The sequence below is a fragment of the Alteromonas sp. CNT1-28 genome (genome assembly GCF_022348345.1).
Classification (GTDB): domain Bacteria; phylum Pseudomonadota; class Gammaproteobacteria; order Enterobacterales; family Alteromonadaceae; genus Alteromonas; species Alteromonas macleodii.
Genome location: NZ_JAKREZ010000024.1, coordinates 34,342 through 45,220, shown reverse-complemented (window position 1 = coordinate 45,220; position 10,879 = coordinate 34,342). Strand labels below are relative to the sequence as shown.

Below are 10,879 nucleotides of genomic sequence, written 5' to 3'. Positions count from 1 at the left end.
TGCCTTTGTATACGTTAATGCGTTACATCATGACGACGTCGTACTTATCCTGATTGTACAATGTTTCTGTTTGAACCTTGATTTGTTTAGACACAAATACTTCCAGTTCTGCCAGCATATGAGACTCTTCACCCATTAAGGCTTCCGCCACTTTTGGTGAAGCGTAAACCACAAACTTGTCTGCGTCGTAGGCGCGATTCACCCGTACAATTTCACGCATAATTTCAAAGCAAATGGTTTCAATGGTTTTTACCGTGCCTCGCCCTTTACACACCGGGCATTCTCCGCACAATATATGCTCAATGCTTTCACGGGTGCGTTTACGGGTCATTTCAATTAGCCCTAGCGCAGTAAAACCGTGAATATTTATCTTGGCTCTGTCCTTGTTCGTCGCCACCTCTAGTGAGTGTAAGACACGTCGTTTGTGGTCTGGTTCAATCATATCGATGAAGTCGATAAGGATCATCCCTCCCAAGTTGCGCAATCTTAACTGACGGGCAATTGCCTGCGTCGCCTCAATATTGGTGTTAAAAATTGTTTCTTCTAAGTTCCGGTGGCCAACAAAAGCGCCCGTATTAATATCGATTGTGGTCATCGCTTCGGTCTGATCAATGATCAAGTAGCCGCCAGATTTTAAATCGACACGGCGTTCCAAGGCTCGCTGCGCCTCATTTTCCACATCGTATAAATCAAAAATAGGTCTATCACCCGGGTAGTATTCGAGCTTGCCGTTCATTTCAGGCACATACTCTTTGGTGAACTGGTGAAGTTCATTGAATGATAGTTTCGAGTCGATACGAATTCTGTCGAGCTCTGTACCAACAAAGTCGCGTAGCACTCGTCGTGCTAGCGGTAAGTCTTCGTAAAGCACGTTCGACTTACGCTTTTTCATACGCGACTGAATTTTATCCCACAGCCTTCGCAAAAATGCTGCGTCGGACTGCAGTTCGTTTTTGCCCACGCCTTCCGCCGCAGTACGCAGAATGAAGCCACCGTTTTCATCACAAAACTCTTGCACCAGCGACTTTAAGCGCTCTCTTTCTGCTTCTTCTTCAATGCGTTGAGATACGCCTACGTGAGTTACCGAAGGCATAAATACAAGATAACGGCTGGGGATAGTAATGTCTGTGGTAAGGCGTGCGCCTTTGGTACCGATAGGATCTTTCACCACCTGAACCACAATATCTTGACCGTCTCGCACCAACTCGCGAATGTCTTGCTTTTGAATATGGCTTGCCGAGACTTCTTCAGCAATTTCATTGTGAATGACAATGTCAGATGCATGTAAGAAGGCGGCCTTTTCTAAACCGATATCAACAAATGCTGCCTGCATTCCCGGTAATACACGGCTAACTTTACCGCGATAGATATTGCCAACCAAACCGCGTTTGGTATGACGCTCTACGTGAATTTCTTGCAGTATTCCGTTTTCAATAAGCGCCACCCGTGACTCTGACGGGGTAACGTTAATAAGCAGTTCAGCACTCACGACACAACTCCAAATGCATTAAGTAATTGGCGGGTTTCGTACAGTGGTAGGCCTATTACGGCACTTGCACTGCCGTTAATGGAAACTACAAACTCACCACCAATACCTTGAATAGCGTAACTCCCTGCTTTGTCGGCAGGTTCTCCTGTTTCCCAGTATGCGTCAATTTGCTCATCCGTCAATGCTGCAAAAGTCACAGATGTGGTAATTACTTGAGTCTGTTGCTGAGCGTTATCAAGCACACAAATAGCGGTAAGGACGTCATGAGTTTTACCAGAAAGCATAGTGAGGATGCGCTTAGAATCTGCTTTATCTTCTGGCTTGCCAACACTTTGTCCGTTAAACGATATTAGGGTGTCGCTGGCCAGAATAACCTTGTCGTCGGTCATTGCCTGCTGATCCTCAAGGTATGCTTTCACCGCTTGGGCTTTTTCACTGGCTAGCCTTGCGACAAGCTCCATCGGTGGCTCGTTGTCACGGGGCGACTCGTCAATATCGGCAGGCTGTATTGTATGGGCTATGTTCATTTGCTTGAGCAAAGCGGTGCGTCGTGGAGAGGCTGACGCTAACACTACCGATTTTGTCATTGGCTTACCTTTGGTTTAATCGAGAACGTGTTCGGGTTACGAAATTGAAAACTGTCTGCGCGTGCGTCGAAGCAGCCAAAATACCCACGGCCACAACACCATTGACGTTATCACCGGCCACAGGTAATCGACTTGGAAATAAATATCAGTCAGTAGATGCTGCACCCAAAATGTAAGTAAGTGGTATAGCGCTGATAGTAGACCGATAATAATGGCTTGCTGCCAAACGGAGTAATTTCTTAGTCTTTGGTAATTAGCCGCTAATATATAAACACAAATACTTAAGCCGAAACTATGAATGCCCAAGGTTGTGCCTACAAGCACATCCATGGCTACGCCCGTTAAGAAGGCTACACCCACATTCACTCTGTGGGGCAACGCCATGCTCCAATATGCTAATACAACCAGCACCCAGTCAGGCCGGTACACATCTACTTGAGTGGGCAGTGGAACAATTTGCAGTACCAGAGCAACTAACAGACTAATCCATATAACGAGGTTACGTTTACGCATCTGAAGATTCTTCCTCGTTTACAGCTGGCTTATCAGTGTCGTCAGTTGAGTTAGCATCAGACTCATTTTCTGACTCAGGCGTGTGCCATAACAGCAATAGGTGTCGAAGCCTGTCTAGATTTGCTAAAGGTGTGACAATAACACGAGCAAAAGGGCGGCTTTCATCTCGGACGACTTGTGACACTCTTGCCACAGGGTAACCTTCTGGAAAGACTTTTCCTAAGCCAGACGAAATTAATGTATCACCTTCTTGAATATCGACACTATGAGGAACATGCTCTAGATACAGCTCGTTTAGTGCGCCGCTTCCGGTTGCGATAAAGCGAATATCGTTTCGAAGAGATCGCACAGGAATAGCGTGGGTAACATCGGCAATCAGCAATACACGGCTGTTTGTAGACCCAACTTCCATTACCTGACCCACTATGCCCTTATCATCAATAACTGGCTGAGACAGATATACGCCGTCTATCGCACCCTTGTTGATAACCACCTGCTGGCTATACGGGTTTTTATCCACCGCCATTAACTCAGCAACCATTTTTCGAGAAGAAACCCGAATAGGTGCCTGCAGTAACTCTCGTAATTGTGCATTTTCTTTTGCAATGACATCGAACTGCTGGAGCTTTTCGCTCATTAGCAACAGCTGATTATTAAGTTTCTGGTTTTCGGCCAGCAATTGTTCTTGAGAGGTAAGACGCTGGGCACTTTCATTTAGCATTAAACCGGGAAGGTTTGCTAAATACTGAAGTGGGCTCATTAATGAGTTGAGATAAACCCGCGTTGATTTGAAACCGTCTAGCTTATGGTCGACAAATATCAGAATCACCGACAGCACAAGCGCCAGTGTAAGCCTGTTATTTAACGAAGGGCCGCGGGTAAAAATAGTATCCATGATACAAATAAGGCAACCTTACGGTTGCCTTTCCTGTTTATTCGTAGCTAAACAGGTCGCCACCGTGAAGGTCAATCATATCGAATGCCTTACCACCGCCGCGTGCTACACAAGTAAGCGGATCATCAGCAATAACAACTGGAATGCCCGTTTCTTCCATTAGCAATCTATCTAAGTCTTTAAGTAACGCGCCACCACCGGTAAGTACCATACCGCGCTCAGAAATGTCTGAAGCAAGCTCTGGCGGAGACTGTTCAAGCGCCACCATAACGGCTGAAACAATGCCGGTTAGTGGTTCTTGAAGCGCTTCAAGAATTTCGTTTGAGTTTAGCGTGAACCCGCGAGGGACGCCTTCTGCTAGGTTGCGACCGCGCACTTCAATTTCGCGCACTTCTTCACCTGGGTAGGCAGCACCTATTTCATGCTTAATGCGTTCAGCGGTTGCTTCACCAATTAGTGAACCGAAGTTACGACGAATGTAGTTGATAATAGCTTCATCAAACTTGTCACCACCAATACGAACAGATGATGAATAAACTACGCCGTTAAGTGAGATAATGGCAACTTCTGTTGTACCACCACCAATATCGACCACCATTGAACCTGTTGCTTCTGATACAGGTAAACCCGCACCAATAGCAGCCGCCATTGGCTCGTCGATAAGATAAACTTCGCGGGCACCTGCACCCAGTGCAGATTCTTTAATTGCGCGGCGCTCAACTTGTGTTGAGCCACAAGGAACACACACTAATACACGAGGACTTGGGCGCAAGAAATTATTGTCATGCACTTGTTTAATAAAGTGCTGAAGCATTTTTTCAGTGACGTAAAAGTCGGCAATAACACCGTCTTTCATCGGACGAATTGCACGTATATTACCCGGCGTACGACCAAGCATTCGCTTAGCTTCTGCACCTACCGCTGCAACACTTTTTGGTCCTGCTGCGCGCTCTTGACGAATAGCTACTACTGAAGGCTCGTTCAGAACAATACCTTGGTCTTTTACATAAATCAGCGTATTAGCTGTTCCGAGGTCGATGGACAGATCGTTAGAGAACATGCCTCGAAGCTTTTTAAACATGAAGAGTGTATTCCTGTTTCTGTGTTAACGCGTATTTGCAAAGGTGAGATGGCGACGCTTTAACGTGAAGTCGATATTTATTCGCACACTTTAACAATGGGGGCTATTTTGGGCAAGTAATGCTGTAATTAAGTGACGAAATAACTGCATTTTTGCTTAGTAGTTTTAGCGCTTTACCCATGAAGGGATACCACACACGCGTTTCCAAATAATTTTAAAACTAGACCCACATAGTGACCCTGTGAAAATTAGAAGGTTCAAAAACAATTTGCTAATAATTTACATCTCTTTATGTTGGCGCCACTACGGTGTGCTACGCAACCAGCATTACGATCAAGCGGGATAACCTTCTTTGCTAATTATTGATTTGCTCGCGCTTGTAAATGATATTGTCGTTTCCTCGATACACACCATACGTGAGCGTTGCGTTTGGAGGGTTATCAGCTTCGCCATCTCCATCCCAATCCCACAATAGCCAAGCATCAGGCGTATAACTAACAGGATAATTGCCAGCACCGTTTGGTGATGACAGGCGTATTCCGTCACTATTTCTATAGGCTCCTTCACTTAACGACTCTTCCCCCGAAGAAACCAATTCACCAGATTCGTCATTCACGTTGTCGTGATCATAAGCCGTACAACTGTCATACTTATTAATTCGCCAATTATTTCCGTCCCAATATTGAGTGCGAAGCGGTAACAAAAGCGCTTCGTCGGCTGCACCGTAGTTATTTATCAACGTTGCACGACCGTAGGCAAAGCTGATTGAATCACCAAAATCGTCAACGCACTGACCGGAACAAGAAAGTCCATTGAAGTTTGCGCCCTCAATTTGTGCTTGGTCTGCCACCAGTACGACAGCAGCATCGATATATGCCCCATCCTGCGTTGCGCTACCTAAGCGGCTAAATGCAATGTCATTATCAGAGAAAGTAATTTGTCCTGTCGCTCCGCTTTGAGGCCAGCCTATCGAGTTGATATTTTCCAAACGGTTTAGCAAATTACCGTCATGCTCAACCTGCAAACCGAGACTGGTTAGCTTATTAAAACCATCGTAGTAGTTTGTGGTGCGGCTGCCATTTTGGTTAAGTGCGGTTAGCGAGAAGCTTACTTCACTAATAGGTTGTTCAAAGTAATTAAATGCACCATTGACGTTACATGCTGCTTCAACACTTCCGCTCAAGGCAAAATTAGAAGGTGCGAAACGCCCAACGTTTTGCACCAGCCCTTGCACGTTGGTATCTGACAAATAAGTACTCTGTGCAGCAATGGAAATTGTACCTACCTCATCGTAATTAACACCAACGTTAACTTTACCTTCGTCGCTAAATAAAACACTGGGCACGCTCAATGTACCCGTTGCGCCGCCACTAGGAAGTATATTTAAGGGTGTTAACAACGCGCTACCTGAAAAATGCTCCGCGGTATTATTGTTTTCCAGTGCTGCAAAGTTATCTGGTATTCCATCGTCGTTACTGTCTTCACCATCGACCCACTGTACTGTTCGCAAGCCTAAGACAAAGTCTTCCCCTGTCAGTTTGAGCAGCGAACCATTCGCACTATTCGCGTAACCGTTAAGATTGGAGCTCGTGCCGCTATCATTTAAGATATTCATAGCAAAGCCGAATGGACGCACTTTAAAAGTATTAGAAGAACCTGCAATACCGCTTCGATTAGTTATGTCTGCTGACAACGACAACTCTCCCGCATCTGGGTATTGAATTGTAAATGCAGCTCGCGAGTCAGCATCAAATTGGATAGGAAAGGTGCGTGGGGTTAGCCCCAGTTGATGTTCATTACCGTTATTGATAAGCAGTAGGGTGTTAGAACAATTGCTCGAACTAGCACAGTTATAATTTAATTCAACATCGACAATTTGATTTTTTAGCGTGTCAGAATTCCCACATGCTTCGATTGCATAGGTCTTGCTGTTAAAGCCAGTGTCTGAAGGCTTACCAGAAAGCTGAGTAACGATGGTTTCTGAATCATCAGTGATATTCTTAAACACCAGCCCGTCGGATTCATACTTTATTTTACAGCTACCTAAATTCACTTCTTTACCACCGATAAAGCAACGCAATTGAGAAGATGGATTTTCTCCCGAAGTAGCAAGTTCAGGATCTGCGCCTCTAAGGCTATCGAGTGTTAGCGAGGTCTGCCCGATAAACGTTACGCTGTCGTCAGGCGACCATCGATAGTTACCGCTATTAACGGGCACTAAGTTGACTGTAGATGGCTGAGAGTAGAGTAAATCACAGTTGACGTCTGCACAGGCTTTTAGGGTAACTTCTTTCGCGGCGCAGCTGCTACCCTTGTTATCAGCCAGTTCAAAACGATAGTGATTCAGTACTTCAATGACTTCCCGACCGCAGATGCCAGGAATATTGTTTGGCACGTCATTAGCCGTTACCCTCAGAGTAGCAGGTGAGCCAACGCCTCCTCCCGCGGTAAAGCGGCCTCTCAATGTGCCTTCAGACACATTGGCAAAGCTTATTTCACCTTTTGCTAAAACCAATGCGTTGGGGTTTGAGCCATCGATGACCACATCTCCATCGACATAAATAGCGAGATAAGCCCCTTCAGCGACAGTGATATTTGCGTTCACCATGGTGAACTTTGTAGCCACACCACCTATATTGTCCCCTGGGTCAGAAACATAAATTCGCGTGGGTGCAATTACGTTGTAGTTACCCGCCGCCATGGTTACCAGTTGACGGTTAAAATAATAATCCCCTGCTAAATCCCCTTCTGCTATCTCTGGGCCGCTATCGTCAATGGTAATTGTTGGTATCGCTCTCGCTTGTGAGTCGGTAAGCGCATCTGTGTTGTTCACGGTACAGTCGACAGGGTTCTGTCCGCATTTTGGGTAGTCTGCAGATCCACTTGTAGCGTCGGTGATAAACTGCTGTGCTGACAACACACCTGCATTTTCATCAATCATTCGGCTACCGGCTGCGAGTGAAATTGCGGAACCACCAAAAGCGGCAACCGCGCCAGGAAAGGCGTCATCACAACTAGGAACTTCGCCACTAAACACAAACTCTGAAGTCATAGCCAGAATGCTAGCGTCTTCTTCAGTGTGGTTGCGCTCAGAGTCTAAGCTCCTATCCTCATCTACACGAAGTCCAAGCCTATTTTTGTTTACGCCGCAGCTGCGAAGCCAACCGCCATCGCCGCCGTTTCTACTTATTTTACTGGCTGCAACCAAAGGAGTTTGCGTATAGTTGTTTTTAAAGTCATTTCGAAAGCAACCATCGTCCCACCCCTGTATGCGTACGTCGGCAAAATCGGCTTCCCAAACCACTTCAATACCATTGTCATCGAAAAATCTACGATTGAATCCCTCTGTTGTCGCCATGTAAGCTACCGTTTCATTGTGTGTAACTGGCGCATAATCTGTTTCAGACGCTTCCAACGCCATAAAATAAGACGGTGCTTCATACTTTGCTGCAATAGTTAGAAACGGCAACAAATGTTCGTTGGGTGGCTTCTTTCCATTAACGTCAACTTGGTTGTTTAACGTTTGAATAGAGTGAAAGAAAACAGGCTGTTCACCAAAATCAGTTTCAAGTGAAACGCGAGCATATCTCGCATTTTCTTCGCCCACCTTCAAGGGGCCGTCAGGTTCATACCAAGGAGAGCTTGTCGATGCCTGAATAGTCCCCCCTCCGAGCTCCATCTTACCGACTTCAACAATATCACCGTCAGGGAATTCATGAACGCCATACGCAATCGCTAAGTAATGTGCTCCCATCGTGATATGCGGACCATCTTCTCCAGAAGGCTCAAGGGGCAAAGCTTCAAAACCTGTGCGGGTAACGTTGCGAATTTTGACAATCGCTGGGTTGCTACCTTGATTAGTAGAGAGCATAAACACCGCTGGCGGCTCGTCGTATACCTGTGAAAAGCTAATGGTCGTCCACTCTGCTTTATTGTAGGTGTTTTGAAGCTCGATGAACCTGCCTTCGATTTGAGGGACGGCTTGCACGGGCAGTGCAACACATAACGTGAGAAACAAACAAAACAGCGAAATAGACTTTAAGTTCATTATTGTTCCTGCCTTACTTCCACAGTTACACTTCTAGAGGTATCAATTTGCCCGCTTCTACAACTTGCCGTTGCAGTAAATTCGTAGACATCTATCTTTCCGGACGTGACATCAGGCTCAATTACGTCGTCTGGTGTCTCAACGCATTCAACGCGAATAACACAATTAGGGAAAGAGACCGTACTTTGCGGCATAAGCTCATATTCGTCTGGACACAGCGGGTCCTCAAGTTCGACAAGTCTAGATACCAACATCTCAACACCGCTCTGCGCTGCTAAATAGGCGCGAGCGCCATAATACTCAATGGATTGCTGACGTATGTTTGACGAAATCTGATTAGACAACGCAATGCCAAGTCCTAGAAGTACAATGCTAATAATGATAGCCACAATGGTGGTAGAGCCACGTTGTTTTGATAGAGTGCGAGAAGGCGATAAAGTATATTGTCTATTAGGGAACATTGGGGAAATGTACCTCGTGCGAGAAAGCCAACGCCTCGTCATCATTACCGATGAGCGTTAAGTCTAATTTGACCAAAGCATTTTGGCGCAAACTTACCGTTATTACGTCTGCACTCCAACTACTTACATTCGTTGCGATAATACCTGTAATCGTTCCATCTCTTCGCACCAAGGCCTCACCTTGCGGCCTTGTTTCCTTACACACTGACACTGGATTTTCGTTAAACACAAAAAAACGCTTCCCTGGGGAGGATTGAGTGTTTACGGCTCCTAACTCAATTATGTATTGGTGATCTAAAACATTTCCTTCGTTATCGGTCGCGGCGGTATATCCATTATAGTCTACGCTGTTATCAATCGCACTTTGCGGACTCGTTGGGTAGATAACTAATTTATCTCCAGATGCGGGGGCTTTCATTTTAAAAACGACAGAATGTAGCTCATCATCAAAAGGGTCTGCGGTATATGTACCGCTCATAACGATTGGATAGTAGGTTAAGCACCCTAAACTAGCGTCAAAAGAGACCGAGTTAGGCACAATATTTCGAAGTTCTTTTTCCAATCGCAAAATAATAAAGCGCGCATCTGAAACAAGTCGGGTACGCTCTGCGCCAGTTATATAGATTTGTGCGCTTAAAGAAATAACCTGTGCCACGGATACGCTAATCACGCCTAAAATAGTGATCACTAAGATAAGCTCTATAAGTGTAAAACCGCGTTGGCGTCTTGCTTTTGGTAGGGACATTAATAGCTCCCTCGATAAGCACTGAAGTTGTAAACTTGGCCGTCTGGAGCTGTGACCGCGATATCGATACGCTTGTATTGTTTATTTTCGGGAACCACGCAGGCATTAATTGCCTCTTCTGGGTCTGGGCAATATACAACTGCTTGAGGATCAGAAGTCACATCTATTGAAGAGTCATACGTAACATCTACTTTGTATGCAAAGCCATTATAATTGCCGCCAACATTGCTAATAGCATAACCATTATAATCATCTACATCGTCATAAGCTTCTTCAGAGGTTTCACCAGCGTCGGGACCTAGAAGGTCGGAACACAAGTTATCATTGGCATCAGACGGATCAGGTTTATCGACGCAGGTGACAAATGGCGGGCTTCTGTCACTATTTTCATCATAAGAGCGACTAAGAATGTCATTCATTAAAGACTGCCCTAATTTCGCCGCTTTCACCTGACGAAATGGCTCTGCGGTTTGTTCAGCTTGCGGGACAATAAGCGACAGTACTACGGTTAGGCTAATCGTAAATACAACAATGCCAATCACCAGCTCTAGCAGGGTAAAGCCGTTCTCGCATTTTCTATGTACAGGCAACACAACCCTAGCACGCATAAACTGCCCCTTCGCTTTGTAAACACATGGCAAAGGTACTTATTTGAATTCTACAATTCGTTGAACACGCTATATTTCGCGGCCTGCCAAACCCGTCAAACTGAATTTGAGAAAAGCTATCGCCATTTTCATCGGCAGTTTGAAAAGTAAAGTCGGTGCTTGATGCATCGACTACCTGATCGGCATCAAAAGCGGTAGAAAGGGCGTTTGTACAATCGTGGCCAGCGGGAGGGGCAATGATTGTGGCGGTTATTTTCACACAGCTAGTGTCTTGCACATTTTGCATAGCACGAAACTGCATGTTACGAACGACTTGAAGCGTGCGATCGCGAAGGGCGATAGCTTCTTCCGTATCGTTACCAAGAAAGCGAGGTGCGGCGGTTACCGCCAGCACCCCAATAACCAATATGGTTATGATAAGTTCTACTAATGTAAAACCGGTTTTCTTCACA

10 protein-coding genes are annotated in these 10,879 nt (G+C 45.6%); all 10 read right to left on the bottom strand.

Features of this window, described 5'->3' with window-relative positions:
• Nucleotides 1-22: 22 nt before the first annotated feature.
• On the bottom strand, nucleotides 23-1,489 hold the full coding sequence (gene rng, locus MHN02_RS14670; RefSeq protein WP_014947913.1) for a ribonuclease G: 1,467 nt from the start codon (nucleotides 1,487-1,489) through the stop codon (nucleotides 23-25).
• Nucleotides 1,486-2,076 carry a Maf family protein gene (locus MHN02_RS14665; protein ID WP_039236916.1) on the bottom strand — a complete coding sequence of 197 codons (591 nt, stop codon included), beginning with the start codon at nucleotides 2,074-2,076 and terminating at the stop codon, nucleotides 1,486-1,488. The genes rng and MHN02_RS14665 overlap by 4 nt, the downstream gene beginning before the upstream one ends.
• Before the next feature lie 36 nt (nucleotides 2,077-2,112).
• Nucleotides 2,113-2,589, bottom strand: coding sequence for a rod shape-determining protein MreD (gene mreD / locus MHN02_RS14660; RefSeq protein WP_061093985.1), 477 nt, complete (start codon nucleotides 2,587-2,589; stop codon nucleotides 2,113-2,115).
• Entirely contained in the window at nucleotides 2,582-3,484 is a 903-nt protein-coding gene (gene mreC / locus MHN02_RS14655) for a rod shape-determining protein MreC (RefSeq protein ID WP_014978010.1), read from the bottom strand. Before mreC ends, mreD begins: the two co-directional genes overlap by 8 nt.
• Before the next feature lie 37 nt (nucleotides 3,485-3,521).
• Complete coding sequence (locus MHN02_RS14650) at nucleotides 3,522-4,565, bottom strand: rod shape-determining protein (RefSeq protein ID WP_014947909.1); 1,044 nt, start codon at nucleotides 4,563-4,565, stop codon at nucleotides 3,522-3,524.
• A gap of 355 nt (nucleotides 4,566-4,920) precedes the next feature.
• Complete coding sequence (locus tag MHN02_RS14645) at nucleotides 4,921-8,613, bottom strand: H-type lectin domain-containing protein (RefSeq protein ID WP_171336924.1); 3,693 nt, start codon at nucleotides 8,611-8,613, stop codon at nucleotides 4,921-4,923.
• Entirely contained in the window at nucleotides 8,613-9,074 is a 462-nt protein-coding gene (locus MHN02_RS14640) for an agglutinin biogenesis protein MshP (protein WP_171336925.1), read from the bottom strand. Before MHN02_RS14640 ends, MHN02_RS14645 begins: the two co-directional genes overlap by 1 nt.
• Nucleotides 9,064-9,819 carry a type II secretion system protein gene (locus tag MHN02_RS14635; RefSeq protein WP_171336926.1) on the bottom strand — a complete coding sequence of 252 codons (756 nt, stop codon included), beginning with the start codon at nucleotides 9,817-9,819 and terminating at the stop codon, nucleotides 9,064-9,066. Before MHN02_RS14635 ends, MHN02_RS14640 begins: the two co-directional genes overlap by 11 nt.
• On the bottom strand, nucleotides 9,819-10,427 hold the full coding sequence (locus MHN02_RS14630) for a type II secretion system protein (RefSeq protein ID WP_171336927.1): 609 nt from the start codon (nucleotides 10,425-10,427) through the stop codon (nucleotides 9,819-9,821). The genes MHN02_RS14635 and MHN02_RS14630 overlap by 1 nt, the downstream gene beginning before the upstream one ends.
• Nucleotides 10,417-10,878: a type II secretion system protein gene (locus MHN02_RS14625; protein ID WP_171336928.1), complete on the bottom strand. Its 462-nt coding sequence runs from the start codon at nucleotides 10,876-10,878 to the stop codon at nucleotides 10,417-10,419. The genes MHN02_RS14630 and MHN02_RS14625 overlap by 11 nt, the downstream gene beginning before the upstream one ends.
• Nucleotide 10,879 lies beyond the last annotated feature (1 nt).

What these genes read in the sequence shown, in the direction of transcription:
- MHN02_RS14665 (WP_039236916.1), bottom strand. Translation starts at nt 2,076, where the DNA reads ATGACAAAATCGGTAGTGTTAGCGTCAGCCTCTCCACGACGCACCGCT.
- mreD (WP_061093985.1), bottom strand. Translation starts at nt 2,589, where the DNA reads ATGCGTAAACGTAACCTCGTTATATGGATTAGTCTGTTAGTTGCTCTG.
- mreC (WP_014978010.1), bottom strand. Translation starts at nt 3,484, where the DNA reads ATGGATACTATTTTTACCCGCGGCCCTTCGTTAAATAACAGGCTTACA.
- MHN02_RS14650 (WP_014947909.1), bottom strand. Translation starts at nt 4,565, where the DNA reads ATGTTTAAAAAGCTTCGAGGCATGTTCTCTAACGATCTGTCCATCGAC.
- MHN02_RS14645 (WP_171336924.1), bottom strand. Translation starts at nt 8,613, where the DNA reads ATGAACTTAAAGTCTATTTCGCTGTTTTGTTTGTTTCTCACGTTATGT.
- MHN02_RS14640 (WP_171336925.1), bottom strand. Translation starts at nt 9,074, where the DNA reads ATGTTCCCTAATAGACAATATACTTTATCGCCTTCTCGCACTCTATCA.
- MHN02_RS14635 (WP_171336926.1), bottom strand. Translation starts at nt 9,819, where the DNA reads ATGTCCCTACCAAAAGCAAGACGCCAACGCGGTTTTACACTTATAGAG.
- MHN02_RS14630 (WP_171336927.1), bottom strand. Translation starts at nt 10,427, where the DNA reads ATGCGTGCTAGGGTTGTGTTGCCTGTACATAGAAAATGCGAGAACGGC.